The sequence below is a fragment of the Roseateles oligotrophus genome (assembly GCF_014204525.1).
Taxonomy (GTDB): Bacteria; Pseudomonadota; Gammaproteobacteria; order Burkholderiales; family Burkholderiaceae_C; genus Paucibacter_A; species Paucibacter_A oligotrophus_A.
The window spans coordinates 313,152-338,059 of the sequence record NZ_JACHLP010000007.1; the positions used below are offsets into that span (position 1 = coordinate 313,152).

Annotated in this window: 14 protein-coding genes; 13 read left to right on the forward strand and 1 reads right to left on the reverse strand. The window is 64.6% G+C overall.

Features of this window, described 5'->3' with window-relative positions; genetic code table 11:
- Nucleotides 1-96: 96 nt before the first annotated feature.
- A complete protein-coding gene (locus HNP55_RS18405) occupies nucleotides 97-5,109 on the reverse strand; it encodes an Eco57I restriction-modification methylase domain-containing protein (protein ID WP_221439662.1) in 5,013 nt (1,670 codons plus the stop codon).
- Between the two features lie 874 nt (nucleotides 5,110-5,983).
- On the opposite strand from HNP55_RS18405, the gene HNP55_RS18410 reads away from it, so the two are divergent.
- The 13 genes from HNP55_RS18410 to HNP55_RS18470 all read left to right on the forward strand — a co-directional run.
- Complete coding sequence (locus HNP55_RS18410) at nucleotides 5,984-6,838, forward strand: site-specific integrase (protein WP_184302666.1); 855 nt, start codon at nucleotides 5,984-5,986, stop codon at nucleotides 6,836-6,838.
- Nucleotides 6,839-7,098: 260 nt separating this feature from the next.
- Complete coding sequence (locus HNP55_RS18415) at nucleotides 7,099-7,797, forward strand: autoinducer binding domain-containing protein (protein ID WP_184302668.1); 699 nt, start codon at nucleotides 7,099-7,101, stop codon at nucleotides 7,795-7,797.
- Between the two features lie 74 nt (nucleotides 7,798-7,871).
- Complete coding sequence (locus tag HNP55_RS18420) at nucleotides 7,872-8,285, forward strand: DUF4902 domain-containing protein (RefSeq protein WP_184302671.1); 414 nt, start codon at nucleotides 7,872-7,874, stop codon at nucleotides 8,283-8,285.
- 329 nt (nucleotides 8,286-8,614) lie between these two features.
- Nucleotides 8,615-9,184, forward strand: coding sequence for an acyl-homoserine-lactone synthase (locus HNP55_RS18425; protein ID WP_184302674.1), 570 nt, complete (start codon nucleotides 8,615-8,617; stop codon nucleotides 9,182-9,184).
- Between the two features lie 241 nt (nucleotides 9,185-9,425).
- On the forward strand, nucleotides 9,426-9,950 hold the full coding sequence (locus HNP55_RS18430; protein ID WP_221439663.1) for a sigma-70 family RNA polymerase sigma factor: 525 nt from the start codon (nucleotides 9,426-9,428) through the stop codon (nucleotides 9,948-9,950).
- Between the two features lie 171 nt (nucleotides 9,951-10,121).
- A complete protein-coding gene (locus HNP55_RS18435) occupies nucleotides 10,122-10,370 on the forward strand; it encodes a DUF4880 domain-containing protein (RefSeq protein WP_184302680.1) in 249 nt (82 codons plus the stop codon).
- Nucleotides 10,371-10,678: 308 nt separating this feature from the next.
- Nucleotides 10,679-10,951, forward strand: a complete 273-nt coding sequence (locus tag HNP55_RS18440) for an MbtH family protein (RefSeq protein ID WP_184302684.1) — start codon at nucleotides 10,679-10,681, stop codon at nucleotides 10,949-10,951.
- 8 nt (nucleotides 10,952-10,959) lie between these two features.
- A complete protein-coding gene (locus tag HNP55_RS18445; protein WP_184302687.1) occupies nucleotides 10,960-11,700 on the forward strand; it encodes a thioesterase II family protein in 741 nt (246 codons plus the stop codon).
- Nucleotides 11,678-12,403, forward strand: coding sequence for a 4'-phosphopantetheinyl transferase family protein (locus HNP55_RS18450; RefSeq protein ID WP_184302690.1), 726 nt, complete (start codon nucleotides 11,678-11,680; stop codon nucleotides 12,401-12,403). The genes HNP55_RS18445 and HNP55_RS18450 overlap by 23 nt, the downstream gene beginning before the upstream one ends.
- Before the next feature lie 46 nt (nucleotides 12,404-12,449).
- Nucleotides 12,450-13,427, forward strand: coding sequence for a TauD/TfdA family dioxygenase (locus HNP55_RS18455; RefSeq protein ID WP_184302693.1), 978 nt, complete (start codon nucleotides 12,450-12,452; stop codon nucleotides 13,425-13,427).
- A gap of 25 nt (nucleotides 13,428-13,452) precedes the next feature.
- The gene (locus HNP55_RS18460; RefSeq protein WP_184302696.1) at nucleotides 13,453-18,798 is read left to right on the forward strand and encodes a non-ribosomal peptide synthetase; all 5,346 of its coding nucleotides are present in this window, start codon (nucleotides 13,453-13,455) and stop codon (nucleotides 18,796-18,798) included.
- Nucleotides 18,795-23,342 carry a type I polyketide synthase gene (locus tag HNP55_RS18465; protein ID WP_184302698.1) on the forward strand — a complete coding sequence of 1,516 codons (4,548 nt, stop codon included), beginning with the start codon at nucleotides 18,795-18,797 and terminating at the stop codon, nucleotides 23,340-23,342. Before HNP55_RS18460 ends, HNP55_RS18465 begins: the two co-directional genes overlap by 4 nt.
- A 10-nt stretch (nucleotides 23,343-23,352) precedes the next feature.
- On the forward strand, nucleotides 23,353-24,908 hold a 1,556-nt coding region (locus HNP55_RS18470), incomplete at its 3' end, for a condensation domain-containing protein (RefSeq protein ID WP_246448510.1).

Consider the following 24,908-nt stretch of genomic DNA (forward strand, 5'->3'; position numbering starts at 1 on the left):
TTGAATCTTCGCAGGCAAGCATGGCCGGGCCAGAACCGATGATGCGATGGCTGGAGGGGCGAAAAAAACCCCCAGCCTTGCGACTGGGGGAGCCCATCATGCGACGGCAAGCGCGGCGTCGGCATCGGCATCAGCCGCGTGGCTGCCGGCCTCGTCCTTCGTGAGGTCGAGTTGCTCGATCAGTTCCGCCTGACGCGCTCGTAGCGTGTCCAGGCGCAGTTCGTGCTCGAACGGCCGGCCCAGCTCGACTTCAAGGTCGGCCAGGCGCTTGCGGCGTGTCTGCAGCAGGGTTCTGGATTTATCGGCCAGTTCCTGGACAGAGCCGAGCGTGGCGAGCAAGCCCGCCACGAGCGCCGGTCCCGTCTGGTAGGGCGTCGCGTTGTACACGACATTGCCCGCCAGGTAGAGCTCCGGCACGTGCTCACCGCTCGCGCAGACGATGCCCAAATCGAAGCCACCGAAGCGCCCGATGACGCGATCGACGCGCACGTGCGCACTGGCGGCTTCTTCTTTCGCCGCCAGCACCTTCGCCCGCAGCGCCTCGCCGACCGAGTCCGGACCGACGATGCGCCGCTTGCCAATCTCCACCGTGATGGAGCCCATCTCCTGCGGTTCCAGTCGGGACAGGTCGGCCTCGTGGGCCGCCAGCTTCTTCTCCAGCACCGCGATCGACAGCGGCAGCTCGGTCACCTCGCGCTCGTTGGCGTAGCGCTGGTTGCGCCACACCCAATGCAGGGTCGAGAGCTTGGCCACCTCCGCGTCCACGCCCGCCTTTTCGATGACGAGCGGGTTGCCCGAGGCCAGGGCTTTCACCTCGGCGTAGGACAGGGCCGCGAGCGCCACGTCTTCGACGGAGCGGATGCCCCGATCCCCGCGCATGACCTGCGCGATGAAGCGCGCCTTGGTCTCCAGGGTTTGCCAGGAGTAGGCGTCGAAGGAACCCTCGGTGACGTAGCGGAAGATCTCGACCTCCTCGTTCATGTTGCCTTGCCGCAGGATGCGGCCTTCCCGCTGCTCCACATCGCACGGGCGCCAGGGTGCATCCAGGTCGTGCTGGGCTGCCAGCCGGTCCTGGACGTTGGTGCCGATGCCCATCTTCTGGGTCGATCCCAACAGCACCCGGATGCGGCCTTCCCGGACGTTCTTGAAGAGCTTCGCCTTTTGGGCGTCGGTGTCCGCGTCGTGGATGAACGCGATCTCCTGCTCGGGAATGCCGGCGTCGATGAGCCGCATGCGCAGATCCTCGTAGACGCTGAAAGCCTTGCCGCCCTTGGGGGACGACAGGTCGCAGAACACCAGCTGGGCACCGTGGAACGCCGCCGTGCGCTGCCAGATGGCATGCACCTCGCGTACGCACGCGGCAACCTTGCCTGCGGTGTCGAACTTGGCCGATGGCACGATCAGCCGGAAGTCCAGCGCTGCCTTGCGGCCATCATTTGTGACAGCCAGCATGTTGTCTTCGTCCGGTTTCACGTGACCGTTGCGGATCGCAGATGCACGTTCGACCAGGGTCTGCACGAAAGCCTTCAACTGCGGGCTCGGCGGGCAGGCCACGATGCGGGCCTTGCCGCCGCGCAGCTTGGGCACCGGCAGCTTCAGCATCTCGGCGGTCTGGATGTCCGCTACTTCCCCGAAAATCGACATCAGCTCGGGCACGTTGATGAAGCGCGCGAAGCGCGTGTGCATCCGGTAGCCGCTGCCGTCGGGCGCGATCTCCAGCGCCGTGACCGCTTCCCCGAAGGTGGCGGCCCAGGCGTCGAACTGCTGCAAGCCGAGTTCTGCCAGCCGGTTGGGCTGCAGGTAGCGCTGCATGGTGTGGATCTCGGCCATGGTGTTGGCCACGGGTGTCGCGGTCGCGAACACCACGCCCCGCTGCCGGTTACCGTGCAGCTGCATCGTGTAGCGCGTCTTCAGGTACAGATCGAAGGCGCGCTCGGAACTCGCCATCGGCAAACCCGCCACCCGCATTTTGGAGAAGCGGAACAGGTTCTTATGCAAATGGGCTTCGTCCACGAACAGCCAGTCGATGCCCAACTGCTCCCAGGTCAGCAGGTCGTCCTTCTTGCTCTGCGCCGACAGCTTGTCCAGGCGCGCCGCCCAGCTCTTCTTCATCTTTTCCAGTTGCTTCACGATCCGGTTGGACCGGTCTTCGCTCTTGGCCGCACGCACGGCCAGTTCTATGTCATGGATGACCTCCTTGATGAACCCCTCGGTGAACTCGGGGGATGTCTTGATGCGCTCGAAGCTCGCGTGGGTGATGACTACCGCGTCCCAATCGCCGGTGGCGATGCGCGAGATGAGCTCCCTGCGGCGGTCGCCTTCCAGGTCTTCCTTCGTGGCCATCAGTACCGAGGCCTGGGGATAGAGCCGGACGAACTCCGCCGTGTAGCTTTGCAGCATGTGATTCGGAACCACATGGCAAGGCTTGGCCGCGAAACCCAGCCGGCGCAACTCCATGCTGGCGATGACGCACACCGCCGTCTTGCCGGCGCCCACCGTGTGGAACAGCCCGGTGTTGCCGGACTGCACGATGCGCCACACTGCGTTCGGCTGTTGCGGGTGCAGCTTGAAGCACTGCGAGAACCCCGGCAGCACCAGGTGCGAACCGTCGAAGGTCCGCGGCCGGGTGGCGTTGAACAGCCGGTTGTAGAGCGCGCACAGCCGCTCGCGCCGGGCCATGTCCTCGAAAGCCCAGGAGGCGAAGCGGTCCTTCAGCAGCCCGAGTTTTTCCCGGGCGGCCAGGGTCTCATCGGAGTTGACGACGTAGGTGTCCTTGTCGGGCACCGGATCCTTGACCGTCGGGGTCTGTACGTTGAGTGCGCACAGCACCAGGGCGACCGCATGCATGCGCGGTGTGCCGAATTCCTGGGTGGCCTTGACGCTTTGGCGCACCGACCACTCGGAGTATTCGACCGACCACGTACCCGCTTCACCGGAGTACCGGACCTTGCAGTCCTTGATCTCCAGCACCTCCTGTACGAAGGCCTCGACGTCGGCGGCTGGGATCCAGACCGCACCCAACCGAACTTCGATGGATGCCGGCGGCAGATCTTCCGGCTGAACCTTCTCCAGCGCCTCGGCGTTGCGCCGGTAGGCCGGCCCACCCATCCTCGCCTGGTCGAGCTTGACCTTGACGTTTCCGGACAGGTACTCGTCGGCCGTCTTCCAGGTCTCGTCGAGCGGGTCCTGGAAGATATGTCCGGCTTCCGCCAGCGCCGCCGTGACCGCCTCTTCCGGTGCGGACAGCAACTGCGCCATGTAGCCCGGATCGACCCGGCCGCGCCATTGCATCGACGCCGCCAGCGCCGCCGTCGGCTCGTCGGCCGAGGTCGGCGCCGTCACGCGGCGCAGCGTCCGTTGGGTGAACAACGCCGCCTTGCGGGCGGTTTCGGTCTCCTCGTCGTAGTGCTCCAGGGACAGGAGCAGGGGATAGTCCGGGTCGCGCCGGAAGGCGAGCGCATTGGCCCGCGTCGACAGGTAGCCGTACTTCGCCACGCAGCGGTCGTAGGTGCCGTTCAGCATGGCCCGCAAGGGACGCAGCTTCTCGTCACCGTCCTCAGCCAACTGGGCGTCCAACAGTGCGCGGGCATGATCCCGGATCGCGCACATGCCTGTGATTCTTGCCCGCTGGGTGGCGTTGAACTGCTCGTGCACATCGACGAGCGATCCGCCATCCACCCGGTGTATCCGGCTGTTGCGGATGCGGAAGGTTCCTGGCCTTGCACCAGGTTCGGCGGGGACCGGCGCATGCACCGCCAGGGCGGCGGTCTTGGCGGTGCGATAGATGCCCTCGGGCAGCATCGCGATCCGCTCGGCCAATGCGGCGGGGAGGTCACCCTCGTAGACTGCTGTCGGCACTTCCTCGTAGCCGTTGCTTTCCATGCGCAGGCGGCCGATCACCCATTCGGGATGACGGGCGTACCACGCATTGACCGGCATGTAGGGCCGGCGGTGGCCCGGGTCGATCAAGCCGTCAGGGGCCTGGAAGCGCTCGATCCAGTCGCCATCGACCGATTCCGAACCCTCGCGCTTGCGCAGGATCAGGACGTCGGTTTGGACTTCCGTGCCCGCCAATTCGGCAAAGGCGCCCTTGGGTAGGCGGATCGCACCCAGCAGGTGAGCCTGGGACGCAAGGTGCCGGCGCACGGCCGTGCTGTGCGATTCCAGCGTGTGGCTGCTGGTGATCAGGACCACCAAGCCACCCGGTCGAACCAGATCCAGCGAACGGGCGATGAAGTAGTTGTGGATGCTGAAGCCGGCGTAGGGCCGGTTGTTCGCGTCCGGCACCTTGTAGTTGCCGAACGGAACATTGCCGATCACCAGATCGAACCAGCCATCCGGGAAGGACGACTTCTCGAATGGCGCGATGTGCACGGTGACGCCGGCCGGCGTGTACAGGGCCTGGAGCAGCCGCCCCGACAGACGGTCGATTTCCACCGCGGTCAATTGGGAGGGTGCCATCAGGTCTTCCGGCATGGCGCCGATGAAGTGGCCGATACCGGCCGCCGGTTCGAGGATGCGCCCACCGGTGAAGCCCAGCCGCCGGACGGCCGCCCACAGGCCATTGATCACGTCGAGCGACGTGTAGTGGCTGTTGTTGACCGATGCCCGGGCCGACTCGTGGTCGACTTCGCTCAGCAGGGATTGCAACTGCTGGGCCCGTGTGCTCCAGGCCGGATCCTTCCCTTCGAGGTTGAACGCTGCCGGGAGGCTGCCCCAGCCGGTGTAGCGCACCATGGCTGAGCGCTCATCCTTGTCCGGCGAGCGGTTCCCGGCCTCGATTCGGGCCAGGACCTCGACCGCGCGCATGTTGGCTTCGAACTTGGCTACGGCGCTCCCCAGGCCTTTCAGATCGGCGGGATGCAATCGCGGGACGGCTTCCCGGACGACGCTGTCCGATTCGGCGACGGTGAGTCGCCAGCTCTGTACTCGGGGCGCTACGACTTCGATGGCTTCATCGCGGGGAATCGCTGCGACGTGCACCAGAACTTGCGCCGTTTGGGGGCCAGGAAGATGTCCCGGACTGACTGGCGTATTCGCTGGGCCAGCTTCAGGTTCGAAGCCGGGGAGCCAATACGAAATGGAAACAAATGTGGCTTTCTTCGCCATGTTGAGGACTCCGGATAAACAAGGAGTCCCCACGCCCGTCATGAGGAGTGGAACTCCTCGATGGGGTTGAAGGTGCGGGCCGAAGCAGTGCAGACCCAGACTGCGACGTTCGGTCGTCTCACGACCGGGCTGCTTGCGATGCATGTGTGGCGTCTCGACAGCGCGTGACGCTCGTTGTGCGGCAGTGCCGCTTTCTCCGGCGCAAGGGCGGCGGAGGCGGCACTTCTTAGCGAGGGGCGGGTAACGACCGCGACGCCGATGAGGATCGGATCGTCCGTCAGGACGTGCGCCGGGTCGCGATGACCCGCAAGCCGGTTCAGTGTCGCGCGTGCGACGGTCACCGTGCGATGGCCCGCGAGCGCGCCACGTCCAAATCTCTGGCGTGCCCGGGTCTTGGGGATGCCAATGTCACCGGCCGTCCTGGCCGACAAGGAGATGCCGTGTCACCTGGGAAGCGTGTTCTCTCGTCGGGTAGGCGGTTTGGGGCGGTTGTTTGTGGCGGGCAGGGCGTCGAGCCCGCCCGTTCACGCGGGGATCGACCTCAGGAGCGGAACTGCTTGAGGTGGGGTGTGCATGAGCGGTGCGTGTTGTGCGCGGACGGGCGAGTGTGGGCTGGGCACATCCAACCCGCTTCCCGGGCGGAAGCTGATGTCGAGTTCGGCCTTCTTTGGGCCGAACTTCTCCTGTCCCGCATGGGGCTGGATCGAGAGCATCGGAGGCAAGCCATTCCGCATGCACCGCGCTTGAAATGCACAGTGAGTCAACCCGCCTGTCCATTGCGATACTGAGGGCAGTCCTTGCCGGGGGGACCTATGACGCCGTTGCTGCCGCCCATGGTTTGACCCGGACGGCCATCGAACATCGTGTCAAGCGCTTGGCCAAGCTGCTGCAACGCAAGGTCGGTATCGACGGGCTCAACCCCGAGGCGACGGGCTATGTGCACAAGCTGCGCGCAGCAAGGGCAGGTGTTGATGCGGCGCTCAATCAGTTCGAAGCCGGTGAGGTTCTGCCCGATGCTCCGCCCCAAGTCCTCTCCGACAAGGATGTGAGAACGATGATCCATCGGGCGGGTCTGCGCAGTCCGACGCCGCTGCGCGACATGGCGCTGATTCACGTCGTGCTGGCCACGGGTGCGCGACCTCTCGAGGTGGCAAGGTTGGAGATTGCTGACTACCTTGAACCGGGTGGGGCCGTGCGCGCCTGCTCGGTGATGCGCGCGGCGGTGTCGGTGAACCGCAAGGAGCGTCCGCTGTTTTTTCGGAGCGCGGCGGCGGTCAAGGCCATCGATAGCTACTTGGCCTTTCGCCTGGTGCAACACGGAACGGTGCCTGAAGCCGAGGCGCCCTATCGGGGCTTCACGCCGACCGACCGGCTCTTCCTCAACGACGCAGGGCAGCCCTACGTGGTGCAGTGCCAGGACGTGGACGGGCGAACTCGCTTCCTGTGCCGCCAGATGCTCGACACCTACCGCCGCATCTTCAAGCGCATCAACATGCATGGCCTCTCGGCGATGACACTCAGGCGGACGGTCGCGTTCCGGCTGGACGCGCGCGGTGCTGACGAGGAGCAGATTGGACTGATCCTCGGGATCACGGAGAAGCAGGCCGTGCGGGAACTGCTCCCCAGAAGGCCGGAGATTTTCGAGCTGATGACCGATCTTTACACCGACGTCGAGTTACCGATGACTGTTCCCGCCGGCGCGATGCTGGACGACCGTTTGCCTGGATGAGGTGCCGGCACCTGGGCGCCCGCGTCATTGCCTTGTTATGCGATTCTGCTAAACCGTGCGGCTTGTCTACGAAGGCGTGCTACTCTAAAAAATCAAGCCGGAATTCTGTCCACCCAGGGGGCCTGATTGGTCAAGGCAGACGGAGCCGAGCAGCGCTTGTCGCAAGACAGCGGTTCCCATTCCTGTGGAGCCGCTCGGTTCGAACCCTGGGCAGCCCACGGGGCGCAACCGAGCGGGCCCCCGCTTGTTCGGAGGTGTTGATGACTTGGGCGGATGACCTACTCCACGAGATCGATCGGGCTGACAGCGAGCACGCCTTGTTTGACAAGGTGCAGCACGCCGCCGAGCAATTGGGCTTCGAGTATTGCGCGTACGGCATGCGGCTTCCGGTGCCGGTCACCAGTCCGAGGACCGTCATGCTCAACAGCTACCCGACGCTCTGGCAGCAACGCTACGCAGAGCGCAATTATCTCGACGTTGATCCGACGGTGCAGCTGGGGGCGGTGTCGCAGCAGCCTATTATCTGGGGCGACGAGGTCTTCGCGACGACGCCCGAACTCTGGGACGACGCGCGTGACGCCGGCTTGCGTGTCGGCTGGGCGAAGTCAACGTTGGAGGGGCTGAGCGTCGGCGGCATGCTGACGCTATCGAGAACCAGCGAGCCACTCACGGACAAGGAACTGGCTGCGAAGGAGCACCGCATGCGTTGGCTTGCCCAAACCGCGCATCAGGGGTTCCGAAGGGTGCTGGCGGCGAAGTGGAGCATCCCCTTGTCGATCCGGGAAAAGGAGGTGCTGCGCTGGGCGGCCGATGGCAAGACCGTCACCGAGATCTCCGCAATCCTGGACATCTCCGTGGCCACGGTCAAGTTCCATACCCGCAACGCCGCAGAAAAACTCGGCACAGTCAATCGCACCGCGGCTGTTGCCCGTGCGGTCGCCATGGGCTTGTTGTTTTGAGTGCAAGGACTGCCGACACTCCGGGCGTCAGGAGCCCAGGATGGGCGCCCGAAGTTCAAGAGGTGAATCGATTGGTGGAAACCGAAGCCAAACCCGCAGCGCCTCGTGATGGCTTCCTGCGGATCGCGCTCGAGGATCTGCTGGCTGTTCGCTTGGTGCATCTGGTGTCTGGCTTGGACGAGGATGATCCGAGTCAGGTGCGTCGTTGCGGGACCATAACCTCCATCATGGGGTACACCGAATGGGTGAGTGAGGGGATGGCCGAGCCTGTCTCGTTGGGTTGGGACTGGCGCCTTGATCGATTGCAGACCGGTGAGGCGAACTGCATGCGGGTTGGCTTGCCGCGTTCGAATGTGATGCTCATCGACAGCGCCAAGCGTGATTACGGCTGGGACCGCAATTTGCAGGTGCTCGCCAGCATCGTCGACGCCATTCCATGGGCAGGTGAAACGCGTGCTGCCATTGAGCGGCGCACTATCACCACCTGACCAGTCCGCGTCAAGCAGCCCCAGACTTGCTCTGCCGCAGATAACCTGAAGTCGGAAAGGGTCTTGTTGTCCTGGGCGGGCAGAATGCCCCGCCTCTTGTCCTGAGAGCCGATCGTCATGATGCCCGCCGTCTGGTGGGCCTGGCGAGCCCGCCTGCTCACGCCATGGCGAGCGGTGCTGCGCTGCAGCGGCTCATCGCCCAGGACTTTCCATACGCAAAAACCGGACGCACAAGGCATCCGTTTGTGCACCTGAACAATAGGGGAGTTTCCTTACGTCCATAGGTTGATGTGAAATGCGAAGCATTCGCATTTATCAATGGGCATCAGATGGAAATTCTTGCAGGTACGCAGCGCACCCTGGCTGGCGACATGATGGGTCGGGTGGCTCGGTTCCGGTACCGGGTCTTCGTCGAAATGCTGGGCTGGGATCTGCCGTGCCGCGACGGGCTCGAACTGGACCAGTTCGACCGGGAGGATACGTTGTACCTGGTCGCCCGCAAAGGCGAGGAGGTGGTCGGCATGGCGCGTCTTCTGCCGACCCACCGACCCTATTTGCTGGGCGAAGTGTTTCCGCAACTGATGGGCTCGCTGCCCGTGCCCAGGGATCCCGAGGTGTGGGAGCTCTCGCGCTTCACGGCGGTTGATCTCGAGGCGGGGCCTGTTGGTGGCGCGTCCAGGCAGTTCTCCTCGCCGGTTGCGGTCAATCTGCTGCGCTCGGTGCTCAAGGTGGCTGCCGAGTATGGTGTTCAACGTCTCATCACCGTGTCGCCGCTCGGGATTGAGCGGCTGCTGCGCCGCGCGGGCTTTCTGGCCCACCGTGCCGCATCTCCCATGGTGATCGACGGCCATCCCATCTTCGCCTGCTGGATCGAAGTTCCTCAACCGCAGAGCCATTGATGGCTGGCGCAGAGAGACGTTGCTGGCCGGACCAACGCCCATTGGCGTCGTCTGGAGTTGCGGGGCCACGGAGCGTGCGCGTCGTTCCCTTCTTCCGGCGGTCATTCCCAGTGCAAATCCAGTACCTCAGGCCGCCGCGCACCGCGAGACCACCAGGAAGACGCCGCCGAGCGTCAGTGTCCCTCGGTGAAAGAGCATCTTGTGCCGCCCCTGGGTGGCTGACCTGACCAGGGAGGTCTTCATGACGACAGTTGATTCACCGAAACATGCGCTGGTCGAGGTCTATCTCGCGCGCCGTAGCGATCTTCGCTCGATAGCCTCAAAGATTGTTGGCCGCCACGGCCAGGTTGACGATGTCTTGCAGGATGCCTACCTCAAGCTGGTCGACGGGGTGTGCGCCCGGGAAGTCCTGAACCCGTTCGGCTACTGCTGTCAGGTCGTGCGGAACATGGCTCTCGACTATTGCCGGCGCCGCGTGGTGGAAGGCAGCTGCATTGTCAGCAGCCCTGATGGCGATCTGCCTGAGGTCGAAGGCGGCAAACCGGCCGATGCGGGCATCGACGAGCGCCGGATGCTCGAGCGGATCGAAGTCGCGCTGGCAGCGCTGCCGCCAAGGACGCGGTTCGTGTTCGAACTGTATCGCCTGGAAGGCAGGACTCAGCGGGAGATCGCCAAGATCGTGGGCGTCTCGGCCACACTCGTGAATTTCATGATCAGGGATGTGATGACGGCGCTGGCTGGCTGCCGCGACATCCTCGACGACTGAAGGCCCCAGGGGCATGCATGCTCCCTGCTGGGGCGGTCAGAGTGGTTTCGTCGTCCAGGCAACAACGCCGTGATGCATGCACGCCAGTGTCGATACAGGTTGTAGCACTCTGGTCACAGTGCTTTCATCTTGATATTGTTGGAGGCATTGCTGCATGACTGCGCTCCTTCCATGAACAACAAACCTTCGCCTCGCCAAGACGCCTGTTGGGACACTGCCTGGACCTGGGTCCAGAGGCAGCATGAGGTGGGGTTTGACGATCCGGCCTTCAACGCAGAGTTGGCGGCCTGGTTGTCGGCTGATCCCGCCAACCGGGCTGCCTACGACAAGGCGGCAAAGATCTGGCTGGTTGCGGGTCTGGTGCCGCCAGTCAACGATCTTTCGCCACCGTCCCGATGTAGCGACCCTGCCAGCGAGTGAGCATCGCGGGCAGGGTGTAGTTCTCCATACTCCCCACCCACTTCCAATGGCGGCGACCGGTCTCCGGTAGCCGCCATTTGTCTTCGTCGGGTCCTCGAAGCTGCTGACGCGGCCGTTGATGCCCCCTTGCTTGCGCTGTCCTGCTGCGAGCACAGGATCCCGTCGCCACGTCGTGAGACGGACCGAGACGGAGATGGACTAAACAAATTCTCGGCTGCCTCGTCTTGATGGCAAGGACGGGCAATTCACGAGAGGCAAACGCTGCTCGGTGCCCGGCTCCCATTACCTGCAACGCAAGGAGATGCCAGATGACGACGAGTTGCTTCGATCGCGAGGATGAAACCTTCATCGTCCTCGTCAACCATGAGGGCCAGTATTCGATCTGGCCGCACTGGAAGAAGGTGCCCGGTGGCTGGACCGCCGTGATGGACGAGAAGGGTGTCCAGATCAAGGGTGACAAGAAGACCGTTCTCGAATACGTCGAGAAGACCTGGACCGACATGCGCCCGCTGTCGCTGCGCAAGTGGATGGACGAGCAGGCCGCCAAGGTCGTGGACGCTTCCGCCGTAGCCACCCAGTGATGCCTTCCATGCGGCCCCCGTACGTCGACCTGCTGGCTCTGCCGTGCGCAGGCGCGAGCGCCACCATGTACCTGCGCTGGCGTCGCCTGCTCCCCGAGTGGATTCGCATCGTTCCCGTGGAGCTGCCGGGCCGGGGTGGTCGCCTGGGCGAGTCCTTCGTCGAGGATTTCGAGCCGCTCGTTGCGCAGCTTTGCGATGAGCATGCCGACTCGCTGCGCGGCCGCTACGCCCTTTTCGGACACAGCATGGGCGCCTTGCTGGCTTATGGCATTGCCCAACGCCAGCGCGCGCTGGAGCGGCCCTTGCCGTGGGCGCTGTTCGCGTCCGCCAGCCCGGCGCCGTCGCGGCGGGATCCGCAGCGTTTCGCCGGCAAGAACGACGACGCAGCCTTGGTCGCCGATCTGCGCAAGCAGGGCGGTACACCGGACGAGGTGTTCGCCAGCGGGGAACTGCTGCGGCTCACGCTCGACACCCTGGGGGCCGACTACCGCGTATGCGAGAGCTTTCGACATGTCGAGTCCGCGCCGCTGCCTGTTCCCGTCCATGTCTTTGCGGGCAGGAACGACGACATCGCCGCAGACCGCATCGAGGCGTGGCGCCAGGAGGCAGGTGGTCGGTTCTCTCTGGACTGGTTCGACGGGGGGCACTTCTTCATTCGTCCGTGCGAGCGGGAGGTGTTGGCGGCCGTCGTGCGCGATCTGGTGCATCGATTTTCTGGAGCAGAGCATGCAGCAGCTTGCACTGCCTGATTCCGTGCCTGCACACGTCCAGGTCTGGCGGCTTGACCTGGACCTTGCCGCGCCCGTGGCCGACGCGGATTGGGCGGTCCTCGCCGAGGACGAGGGGGCGAGGGCGCTTCGGTACGCGAAGGCCGAGGACCGCGTGCGCTACGCGACCACCCGCGCCGCTTTGCGGCGTCTGCTTGCCTCTCGGATGCGGCGTCGCCCACAGGATCTGCGCTTTTTCGTCGGCGCCCGGGGCAAGCCGCAGCATGCCCAGCCGTGTGGGGCGGATCAGCGCGTGGAGTTCAACGTGTCCCATGCCGGCTCCCATGCGCTCATCGCGATCTCGGACCGCGGCGCCGTTGGTGTGGACATCGAGCGCTGCGATCCGTCGCTCGACGTTCCGAGTCTGGAACTGCAGGTGCTTTCTGCCCGCGAGCGGCAGATGGATGCTGGACAGCAGCCCGGGTTCTTCGAACGCTGGGTGGTGAAGGAGGCGGTGCTCAAGGCGGTCGGTGTGGGCGTGGCCGACCACCTCCAGCGGCTCTCCGTGGAAATGCCCGCAGCAGGCGACGACCGTCGCTATCGCCTGCACGACGCAGAACCTGCATGGCCCCGGTTGGGGGCATGGCGACTCGATGTCCCTGCGGGATATGCAGCGGCGGTGGCCTGCGCGCTCCACGAGGAGCCTCAGCCATTCCTCAGGCGCGTTGCTGCGGCGCAGTGTTAGTGGACAGGCCGCTCAAGACGATATTGGCTGATAGGAAGGATTCGACATGAATGAGGTATTGACTCGATTCGAACGCAAGGCGCCAGTGGGGTCCGATCTACCCGCGCTGATCACGCCGTCCATGCCGGGGGAGTCCCTGCTGGACGCGCAGCGTCGATTGCGCTCAGACATCGAATCCATGGTCTCGACCGTCGGAGGCGTGCTGCTGCGGGGCTTTGATGTGCCCAGCGTGGAAGATTTCCGTGCATTTGCGGCGGGCTTCGGCCATCCGCTGCTTTCTTACGATTTTGGCTCCACCCCGCGCACGGAGGTTGGCGGCGGCGTCTACACGACGACCGAGTACCCAGCCCACCAGTCGATTCCGCTGCACAACGAACAGGCCTACACCCGCATGTGGCCGATGAAGGCTTGGTTCCACTGCGTCACACCGGCAGCGGAAGGGGGTGAGACACCGATTGCCGACAGCCGGGCGATCTACCGGCGCATGCCTGCGGCAATCCGGGATCGCTTTGCGCCCGGGATCATCTACGTGCGCAACTTCGGTGACTTCGATGTGCCTTGGCAGAAGGTGTTCAACACCGAGAGCCGTGACGAGGTAGAAGCCTTTTGTCGCAAGGCTGCGATCCGCTGGGAGTGGAAGCCCGACGGGGACTTGCGTACCACGCAGCTGTGCCAGGCCGTCGAGACCCATCCGGTCACCGGTGAGCTGGTGTGGTTCAACCAGGCGCATCTGTTCCACATCTCGAACCTGCAGCCCGAGGTGCGCGAATCGCTGGAGGAGTTGCTGGGCATCGAGAACGTGCCGCGCAACACCTACTTCGCCGATGGCTCCCCGATTCCCGACGCCATGCTCGATGACGTGCGGGCGGTGTTGGATGCCGAGACGGTGTCGTTCCTGTGGGAGAAGGGGGACGTCACGATGCTCGACAACATGTTGATCGCCCATGCGCGTTCGCCCTTCAAGGGGCCGCGCAAAGTGGTCGTGGCGATGGCCGAGCCCCACGACAACCTGGACAAGTTCTGAGCCTGGCGGCCAGCGAGGACACCCGATGACGATTCAAACCATCTCTCCGGATCACGCCTTCACCCCTCCGCACAATTTCGTCGAATGCCTTCGGCGCCTCGCGGCGGATCGGCCGGAGGATGTGGCGCTGATCGTCGCGGAAGAGCGGGATGGCCAACTTGTCGAAGCGGCGCTCACCTATCGGGCGTTCGACCAACGCGTGCGAGCCCTGGCTGCCTTGCTGCAGCGCCGCTTCGACCAGGGCGACCGGGTGCTGATCCTGCTGGATAACGACGGTGACTACGCCGCCAGCATGTTCGCGTGCTTCTTTGCGGGCGTGATCGCGGTGCCGGCGTTTCCCCCCGAGTCGATTCGCCCTCAGCATCTGGCGCGCCTGACGGGCATCGCCGCCGATGCCCAGGCACGCGGCATCCTCACCGCCAGTGCGATTCGGAGCTTGGTTGGCGGGGCCGCCGCGCAGTTTGGCCTGTCGTCGGTGATCGCCGTGGATGAGGTCGACCTCGCCACGGCGGACGAGTGGCATCCGCACGAGCCTGCGCCCGAGGACGTCGCTTTCCTGCAGTACACCTCCGGCTCCACCTCGTCTCCCAAGGGTGTGATGGTGACGCACGGCTGCCTGATGGCCAATGAGCGCGCGATCCGCGAAGGGCTCTCCATCGGTGCGGAAGACAAGTTCGGCGTGTGGTCGCCGCTGTTCCACGACATGGGCTTGATCGGCGGCCTGCTGCAGCCGTTCTACAGCGGCATCCCCTGCGTGCTGTGCTCACCGCGCTTCTTCCTGGAGCGACCGGTGCGCTGGCTCGAAATGATCTCCCGTCATCGGGTCACGATCAGCGGTGGTCCGGACTTCGCTTATCGGCTGTGCCTGGATAGGGTGAAGGAGACTCAGGTCGACGGACTCGATCTCTCGAGCTGGCGCATTGCCTATACCGGTGCCGAGCCGGTGCGGCATGACACCATGGACGCCTTCATCGAGCGCTATGCGCCGATTGGATTCCAGGCTGGCGCCGTGTATCCGTGCTACGGCCTCGCCGAGGCCACGCTCTTCGTGACCGGCGGGCGACGCGGCAGCGGAATGGTGGTGAACCGGTTCGATGCCGACGCGCTGTCGCGGCGCACAGCCGTGGAGGCGGCCGGTGGCACGGCGCTGGTCGGTTGCGGCCGGGTGCCTTCCGCCCACGATATACGCATCGCCGATCCGCAGACTGGCGAGGTTGCTGCGGCAGGCGCCATCGGTGAGGTCTGGGCCGCTGGCCCCAGCATTGCTGCGGGTTACTGGAACAAGCCGCGCGAGACGGCAGAGGCTTTCGTCGAGCGCGACGGCACCCGTTGGCTGCGCACCGGCGACCTCGGCTTCGTGCGTGAGGGTGAGCTCTTCGTGGCCGGCCGGCTCAAGGACATGATCATCGTGCGCGGGCACAACCTCTACCCGCAGGACATCGAGCGCGCCGTCGAAGCCGAGGTGGAGGCGGTGCGCAAGGGCAGGGTGACGGCCTTCGCGGTGGACGTGGATGGGCAGGAAGGCATCGGCCTCGCGGCCGAGGTGTCGCGCGGACTGCAGAAGCTCATCGCCCCCCAGGCGTTGGCCGATGCGCTGAGCGCGGTGGTGAGCGAACAGTGTGGCGAGGCGCCGCGGGTTGTGGTGCTGCTCAATCCAGGTGCGCTGCCCAAGACGTCGAGCGGCAAGCTGCAGCGCAGCGCCTGCCGCAAGGGATGGATGGATCGGTCGCTGGATGCCTATGCGCTCTTCGAGGGCGGTCGCGCCGTTGGTGGGCAGGAAGGTGGTGCGGAGTCTGCCGGCATCGACACACCGCCGCTCGATGAATTGGCGCGGGCGCTCGCCGACGTTTGGCGTGACGTTCTCAAGCACGATGCAACACGGCCTTATGCTGGCGACGCGCACTTCTTCGCTCTGGGCGGAAACTCGCTCGCAGCGGTGCAACTGGCGGCGCGTATTGCGCAGCGGTGGGGCTGCGATTTCCCGCCACGCCTGGTGTTCGAGCATCCCCGCCTGCAGGACCAAGGCGCAGCGATTCGGCGCAGCCGGCAAGCGGGCGTGCGGGAGTCGGCATCCGTCATCCCGGTGCTGTCTGCGGAGCACCGCGCCCAGCCCCTGCCGCTCTCATCGGCCCAGCAGCGGCAGTGGTTCTTGTGGCAGCTTGATCCGCAAAGTACCGCCTACCATGTCCAGGGTGCGCTGCGGCTCAGCGGCGCGCTCGATGCCGAGGCCATGCGCGAGGCCGTCGCCGGCCTGACCCAGCGGCACGAGTCGCTGCGCACAGTTTTCCGTGCGCGAGCGGACGGCGAAGTGGAGCAGATCGTCCAGCCGGGCGGTTCGCTGGATCTGCATCTGATCGACCTGCGCGATGCCGCGGACACCGAGCGGGAGGCACGCACGGCCGAGGCCCTGCGTGCGCTCAACGCCCAGCCCTTCGATCTCACCCGCGGGCCGCTGGTGCGCGCCGCCCTCGTCTGGCTGGCCGATCAGGTTCATGTGCTGGCGCTGGTGATGCATCACATCGTCTCCGACGGGGCATCGATGCAGATCCTCGTGGATGAGCTGGCGGCGCTGTACGCGGCGCGGCTTGCCGGCGCGGCAGCGCCGACCTTTCCTGCTCTTGACGTTCAGTACGCGGACTACGCCGCCTGGCAGCACGGCCACCCGGACAAGGACGCACATGAACGCCAGTTGGCGTTCTGGCGCAAGCAGCTCGAGGTTGAGCCGGGTGAAGCGCAGCCAGTGCTTGCCTTGCCCGCCGATCATCCGCGCCAGCCGGTGGCCCGCTACCGTGCAGCCCAGCACAGGTTCGAGATTCCGGATGAGCTGCTGGTGGGCTTGCGCGGGCTGACCGAGTCCCACGGGGCGACGCTCTTCACCGTTCTCTTGGCCGCTTTCCATGCGCTGCTGTACCGCTATACCGGCCAGCATGACATCCGGGTCGGCGTGCCGGTCGCCAACCGCGGCCGTCCCGAGTTGCAGGCGGTGGTCGGCTTCTTCGTCAACACGCTAGTTTTGCGCTTGGGTCTCCACGGGCGCATGAGCCTTACCCAAGTTCTGGCTCAGGCCAGAGAGGCTGGACTTGGCGCTCAGTCGAACCAGGACCTGCCCTTCGAGCAACTCGTCGAGGCGCTGCAGCCCGAGCGCAGCCTGAGCCACAGTCCCTTGTTCCAGGTGATGTACAACCACCTTCAGGAGGACTACGGCGCGTTTGCGCGCCAGACCGGTCTGGTCGTGGAGAGGCTGCCGCTGCTCGAACAGGAAGCGCAGTTCGAATTGACGCTGGACACCCGTGAGCATTCGGACGGTCGTGTGACTGCCCATCTGACCTATGCGCGCGACCTGTTCGAGCCGTCGCGCATCGAGCGTCTGGCCGGCCATTACATCGTGCTGCTGCGTGCGCTGGTCGAGCGGCCCGAGCAGTCGCTGGGCGACGTTGCAATGCTGGACGGCGAGGAGTTGGGACAGATCGAGCAATGGGCGCAAAACCCGCAGCGCTACCCCGATGGGGAACCGGTTCATAGCCTGATCGAACGCCAGGTGGCGCACCGGCCCAATGCGACAGCCTTGATCCTGGGCAATGAGGCCTTGAGCTATGCGGAGCTCAACGCCCGCGCCAATCGACTTGCACACCGGTTGATTGGCCTAGGGGTGACGCCCGAGCAGCGGGTGGGCCTGGCGGTGGAGCGTTCGATCGACATGATCGTGGCATTGCTGGCCATCCTGAAGGCGGGAGGGGTCTTTGTTCCTTTGGATCCTCAGTATCCGGCCGAGCGGCTGGCTGCCATGGTCGAGGATAGCCGGACCCGGCTCGTGCTTGCCCAAAGCCACGTCCGCGAGCGGCTTCCCGCCGGACCAGCGCTGCATGTTCTGGCGCTGGACGAACTCGATCTCGATGGCGAGCCTGCCCATACGCCTGTGATCGCACTGCACGGCGAGAACCTCGCCTATGTCATCTACACCTCCGGTTCAACCGGCAAGCCCAAGGGCGTGGCTGTCGCGCATCGCGCGCTCGTCGAACACGCCCAGCTGTCGGCGGCGTTCTCCAGCCTGACGCCGGACGACCGGATGCTCCAGTTCGCTACGCTGAATTTCGATGGCTTCATTGAGCAGCTGTTTCCGCCGCTGATCCTGGGGGCGACCGTCGTCCTGCGCGGGACGGATCTGTGGAGTCCGGACGAGTTCCTGCGCGAAGTGCGCGAACGCCGCATCAGCATCGTCGATCTGCCGACAGCCTACTGGTTCGCGCTGATCCAGTCGTTCGCCCGTACCGGACAACGCGATTACGGCAGCCTGCGCGAGGTTCATATCGGTGGCGAGGCCATGCCTGCCGAGGCCGTGCCGGTCTGGAACGAGGCCGGCCTGAGCGGGGTGAAACTTCTCAACACCTACGGACCGACTGAGGCGGTGGTCGTCGCCTCCCTGCTTGATTGCACCGCCCATGTTGCGGGTGAACGTGCACTGCCGGTTCACATGCCAATCGGCCGGCCGCTGCCTGGCCGCAGTTTGCGCGTGCTGGATGTCGATCTGCAGCCGGTGCCGGCCGGCGTGGCTGGAGAGTTGTACATCGGCGGCCCGCTGCTCGCCCGCAGCTACCTGGATCGGGCAGGACTCACCGCGCAGCGTTTCGTGGCGGACCCCTTCGACTCGGATGGTGGCCGTCTCTACTGCACCGGCGACCGTGTACGTTGGAATGCTGATGGGGACTTGGAGTACCTGGGGCGCATCGACCATCAGGTGAAGATCCGCGGCTTCCGTGTCGAGTTGGGCGAGGTCGAGGCGCAGTTGCTGGCGCAGCCCGAGGTCCGAGAGGCGGTGGTGGTGGCGGTGGAGAAGGATGCCCGGCTGGTCGCCTACGTGTCGCCGCACAAGGGGATGTCGCTTGATGTGCGCGAGCTGCGCGCCCGGCTCACCCGTGTGCTCCCGGACTACATGGTGCCCGGCGTGGTCGTGTCGCTGGAGTCCTTGCCGCTGAACCCGAACGGCAAGGTGGATCGGCGCGCACTGCCCCAACCCGAACGCCCGAGTCAGCTCACGTTCGAGGCCCCGCAAGGTGAAGTGGAAGCAGTGCTGGCGAAGCTCTGGGCCGAGTTGCTCGGCATGGAGCGCATCGGCCGACGCGACAGCTTCTTCGAGCTGGGAGGGCATTCGCTGCTGCTGCTCAAACTCCACCAGCGCCTCGATGACCATTGTTTTGCAGTCACTCCTTCCGTCGTCGATCTGTTCAGGTATCCGACGATCGAGTCCCTGGCAGGGTTTCTGACCACAGGCCCAGCCACGGGCGACACGCGGCAACAAGTCGCAGAGCGGGCGGTACGGCAGCGGCAAGCGTTCTTGCCGCGTCGGCCGCAGATGGAGAGGACCGGTTCATGAGTCATACACCCGAAGCGTTCACCGGCGTCGAGATCGCCGTTGTCGGCATGGCAGGTCGCTTTCCAGGTGCCCCGGATGTCGACGCGTTGTGGCGCAATGTCCGCGATGGCGTCGAATCGGTCGCCCCCCTGGGCGACGAGGACTTGCGCGCACGCGGCGTTTCAGCTGCGGCACTCGCCGAACCGGGCTATGTCAAGAAGGGCATCCTCCTGGAGGACATCGATCGGTTCGACGCCGATTTCTTTGGCTATTTGCCACGCGAGGCCGAGCGCATCGATCCGCAGCAGCGCTTGTTCTTGGAGGCGGCGTGGCAGGCCATGGAGCACGCCGGCTACGGCGGCGGTACGGGCGCGGCTATGGTCGGTGTCTATGCCGGCAGCGGCCCAAGCCTCTACCTGCTTCAGCATCTATTGCCGTCAATGAGCCTGCGTGACAGCGACATTGCCTCGCTGCTCGGCCTGCTCAATGGCAGCGACCTCGATTCCCTGGTTACGCGCGTCGCATACAAGCTCGATCTGCGTGGACCGGCGGTTGCGGTGCAGACGGCATGCTCCACTTCTCTCGCGGCGGTCCATCTTGCTTGTCGAGGGCTGTTGAACCACGAGGCTGACATGGCACTGGCCGGTGGCGTCTGGATCAATGTGCTGCAGGGCAGCGGTTATCACTATCAGCCCGGCGCCATTCTGTCACCGGATGGTCACTGCCGTGCCTTCGATGCCAAGGCCGGGGGCACGATGATCGGCAGCGGCGTCGGCGTGGTGGTGCTCAAACGCTTGAACGAGGCGATTGCCGACGGCGACACCATTCACGCCGTCATCAAAGGGTCGGCGATGAACAACGACGGCGCGGCCAAGGTGGGCTACACGGCGCCGAGCGTCGACGGCCAGGCGGCGGTGATTCTCGCAGCACAAGCCATGGCGGACGTGAGCGCAGACACCATCGGCTACGTCGAGGCGCACGGCACCGGCACCGTGCTTGGCGACCCGATCGAGATCGCCGCCTTGACCCAGGCGTTTCGGGGTGGCACCGACCGCAAGGGCCATTGCGCCATCGGTTCGGTGAAGACCAACGTTGGTCACCTGGACGCTGCGGCCGGCGTGACGGGTCTCATCAAGACAGTCATGGCGCTAAAGCACCGCACCTTGCCGCCGAGCCTGAACTTCGATGATCCCAATCCGCAGATCGACTTCTCCGGTAGTCCCTTCTATGTGAATACCGAGGCCAAGGACTGGCCCGCGGCGCCTACTCCGAGGCGCGCTGGAGTGAGTTCCTTCGGCATGGGTGGAACCAATGTGCATCTGGTTCTGGAAGAAGCACCTCAGGCCAGCGAAGGTGTCACGCAACAGAACGACGCCGGCGCGTCCGGCGGCGGTATGCAGGCACTGATGCTGTCGGCGCGAAGCGCCGCGGCATTGGAGGCAGCCAACCGCGAACTGGCGGGGTACCTGGAGAGGCATCCTGGCCCGCGCTTGGCCGATGTCGCCCACACGCTACGCGTCGGGCGCAAGCACTTCGGGCATCGCGCGGTTGCGCTCGTTCGCAACCGCGAGGATGCGGTTCACGCGCTCACCCAGCGTGACTCGCTCACTTTCTTCCATGGAGAGGCGCTGTCGGATCGTCCCACGGTGGCTTTCCTTTTTCCTGGCCAGGGTGCGCAGCATACGAATATGGGCCGTGCGTTGTACGAGCGCGAGGCTGTGTTCCGGGAGACGGTCGATCGCTGCAGCGAGTTGCTGCGCCCGCACCTGGCACTGGATCTGCGCGAACTGCTGTTTCCTGCGGCCTCGGATGAAACGACGGCCGGAGAGCGACTGGCGCAGACCGCAATCACCCAGCCAGCCCTCTTCGTGGTCGAGTACGCATTCGCTCGGTGGTGGATGCATCAAGGCATCCGGCCCGACGCCATGCTTGGACACAGCATCGGCGAGTACGTGGCTGCCTGCTTGGCCGGTGTGTTCTCGTTGGAGGATGCATTGAGCATCGTCGCGGCGCGCGGCCGACTGCTGCAAGCTACTGAGCCCGGCGCCATGTTGGCCGTCAGCCTGCCTGAGACGCACCTGCAGGCTCACCCCTATGCTGGATGCGATCTGGCTGCCGTCAACGCGGCTGATCTGTGTGTGTTCTCTGGTTCCGTCGAGGCGATCGAACAAGCCGAGCGCGGTCTGGCGAGCCGCGGTGTGGCGGTGCGACGCCTGCACGTGTCGCATGCCTTCCACTCGGCCTTGGTCGAACCCATGCTCGGCGAGTTCGAGGCGTTGCTGTCGCGCGTCGAGCTTTCTGCACCTCAGATTCCTTTTGTTTCCAATCTCAGCGGCCGCTGGATCACTGCCGATGAGGCATGCAGTCCGGCTTATTGGGTACGGCATGTGCGCGGTACTGTGCGTTTCACTGATGGGTTGGACGAACTGTTCGCCAAATCCGACCGCGTGCTGCTCGAAGTCGGACCGGGCGAGACCTTGAGCACGCTGGCACGCCGACATGCGCGGGCTGGTGCAAGACCGATGCTGGCATCGCAGTGCCACCCCCAGCGCGCGGCGTACAACGCCGACCAGCCGGCGCGCTGCTTGGCGCAATTGTGGGCAGCGGGAGCTGAGGTCGAGGCAGCGCCGCTCTTCCGTGGTGTATCCGGCTGTCGCGTGCCGCTGCCCACCTACCCGTTTGAACGCCAATCGTACTGGGTGGAGCCGCCCAAGGAGTCGGCCGGCAAGGTCGCTGAGAAGCCAGCGTCTGTCGGGCGCGATATTGCCGACTGGTTCTACGTGCCGACGTGGAAGCGTGTTCAGCCCCTGGTGCGGTCTGCGGACGAACCTGTGTCGCCTCGCGGCAGCATGCTGATGATCGGCGATCAAAATGGGCTGACCGACCGGCTGTGCCAAGAACTGCGGGCGATGGGTCGAACTGTGGTTCGGGTGCAGCAGGGACACGAGTTCGCTCAGATGGGGGAACTCCGCTACGCAGTGCGTCCCGGCGAGCGGGCAGACCTCGAGCGGCTGCTGCACCACGTGGAAGCGGAGGTCGGCCTGCCGTCCGATGTCTGCCATCTGTGGAATGTCGATCTCGGAGACGCTCCGTCGCAACCGCAAGAAGTGCTTGAGCGCAGCTTCTATAGTCTGCTGGCGCTAGCGCAAGTGCTGGGCGCCGCTGGCGGGCGAAAGGTCTCGCTCACGGTGGTGGCGAACCAGCTTGAGGATGTGACGGGAACCGAGCCTTTGTGCCCGGAAAAGGCGACCCTGCACGGCCCCTGCAAGGTCATGCCGCAGGAGTATCCGCATCTCGTATGCCGGGTGGTCGAGGTGCTGCCTTCTGACGACGCCGATGTGCTGGACCGGGTCGTGCAGCAGATCGTCGCCGAAATCGAGATGCCAGACGGCGAGTCGCTTGTGGCATACCGCGGCCCGCATCGTTGGGTGAGGGCATTCGAGCCCGCCCATCCCGCACTTCGAGGCGAAGATGCTCCTGTCCAGCGGCTGCGCAAGAACGGCGTCTATCTGATCACTGGCGGCCTGGGCGGTATCGGACTCACATTCGCTCGCTACTTGGCCCGGCAGTGGCAGGCACGGCTGGTACTGATCGGGCGCAACATCTCGTCGGATCAAGCCAAAGCGGTGGCCGAGTTGGAGGCGCTTGGCGCGGAGGTGCTGGCCCTTCAGGCCGATGTGGCCGATGCTGTGCAGATGCGAGCGGCACTCGACGAGGTGCGGCGCCGTTTTGGCGTCTTGCATGGGGTTGTCCATGCGGCGGGTTTGGCGGGAGGGGGCATGATCGCGCAGCGGGAGCGTGCGGCGGTCGAGCAGGTGTTCGCGCCGAAGGTGTTAGGCACTCAGGTGTTGATGTCGCAAATCACGAATGAGGCGCGTGATTTTGTTGTGTTCTGCTCTTCGCTCGCCAGCCTCGCTGGCGGTTTGGGCAAGGTCGACTATGCCGCCGCAAATGCCTATCTCGACGCGGTGGCAGCGGATGCCGCGCGTTCTCCAGGTACGCCGGTGGTCTCGATCAACTGGGACGGTTGGCGCGAGGTCGGCATGGCAGCAAGGACCCAGCTACCAGACCAATTTGGGATCGGACCCGAGCAAGGGGTACTGATCTTCGAGCGCGTCGCTGCTGCAGTTTCGCATCCACAAATCGTCGTGTCGACGACCGACCTAAGCGCTCGCCTGGACGTGAAGGGCGATGCCATCCTGTCCATCGTGGTTGCCGAACCGTCCCAACATCGGCCCGATCGCAGCCATCCGCGCCCCCGCATTTCTGCCGATTATGTGGCGCCGGCCGGAGACCTTGAATGTGGCCTGGCTCGCATCTGGACCGAAGTGCTTGGCATTGCTCCCCTGGGGGCGAATGACAACCTGTTCGAACTCGGGGGAGATTCGCTTCTTGCGATCCAACTGCTGGCCAAGGTGAGAGGCACTTACGGCGTTGACCTGCATCCTGCTGTGTTTTTCAGGGATCCCACGATTGCTGCCTTGGCTTTGCTCATCGAGATGCGTTTGATTGAAGAGATCGAGAACACAGAGTCCACGACGCATCGCGTGTCCGAAACCGCTTGAGAGATTTGCCATGTCCGACAGTCTGGATCTATCCGTACGCCGTGCAAATTTGAGCCTGACGCAGCGTGCCATGTTGCAGGCCCGGCTACGCGGCGGGCATATGACTAACGCTGCACAGAGCATCACTCCGCGCCAACCGCGAAGCGATCGTGCGCCCCTGTCGTACGCCCAGCAGCGGCAGTGGTTTCTGTGGCAGATGAACCCGGAGAGTACCGCCTATCACATGTGCGGCGGACTGGCGCTTACCGGGCATCTGGATGTCGATGCCATTCGCGCCAGCCTTGATGCGCTCGTCGCCCGTCACGACTCCCTACGGACAACTTTCTGTGCGGACGGCGAAGGTGTCGCCGAGCAGATCATCCACGCTCGTTTGGATATTCGTCTGCCCTACTTCGATCTATCGGACATGAGTTCTGATGAGAAAGAAGTTCGTCTGAAAGACGAGATCGAACGGAGATGCGCGCAGCCTTTTGACCTTACGTCTGGGCCGTTGCTTCGCGCCGCGCTGTTCAAGACTGAGAAGGATGAACATCACCTTGTCGTAGTGATGCACCACATTGTTTCCGATGAATGGTCGACTCAGATCATTCTCGATGAGATGGCCACTTTGTATGGTGCGTACGTTGAGGGCACGTCGCCACAGCTGCCGGACTCGCCGATCCAGTATGCCGACTATGCGGTGTGGCAAAGGGCATGGATCAACGGTGTAGAAGGTCAACGCCAGCTCGCCTGGTGGCGAGCGCAAATGGGCGACGAGCATCCGGTGCTGGCATTGCCGACAAACCGGTCGCGCGCAGGTGACGGCGGGTACGCCGCGGCACGGCATCGCATCGTGCTGGATGCAGAGCTGGCGGGCCGACTCCGGCAACAGGCGAAGGCCTATGGCGGAACGCTTTTTATGGCTCTCCTGACGGCCTTCGAGGCATTGCTGTTCCGTCATACGGGCCAGGCAGACCTTCGGGTTGGCGTGCCGGTGGCCAACCGCAACCACTCCGAGGTGGACAAGATCGTTGGTATCTTTGTGAATGCTCAGGTGCTGCGCGCGAAGATCGATGGGCGGATGCCGTTGGCTGAGTTGTTGGTGCAAACGCGAAACGTTGCGCTTGGGGCTCAGGCGAATCAGGATCTCCCGTTTGAACGGTTGGTAGAAGCGTTGCAGCCCGAGCGTCATTTGGCTACCCATCCCTTGTTTCAGGTGATGTTCAACCACTTGAGGCGCGACCATCGCTCGTTGCAGACATGGTTGGGATTGACTGTGGAGCGCCTTGATTTCGATGAATCTGACGCTCAGTTCGAGTTGGCGCTGCAAACGTGCGAATACGAGGACGGCCAGATTGAAGCGAGCTTCAGTTATGCCCGGGAGCTGTTCGAGCCTGAGACCATCGAGCGAATGGCGGGCCACTACGTGGCGGTGCTGCGGGCGCTGGCCGACCATCCCGAGCAGGCGGTAGGCGAGATCGACTTGTTGAGTGATGCCGAGCGTCGGCAGTTGGCCGCTTGGGGTGTGAACGAGCGGCGGTACCCGGATGTGGAGCCGGTGCACCGGCTGATCGAGCGGCGGGTGCA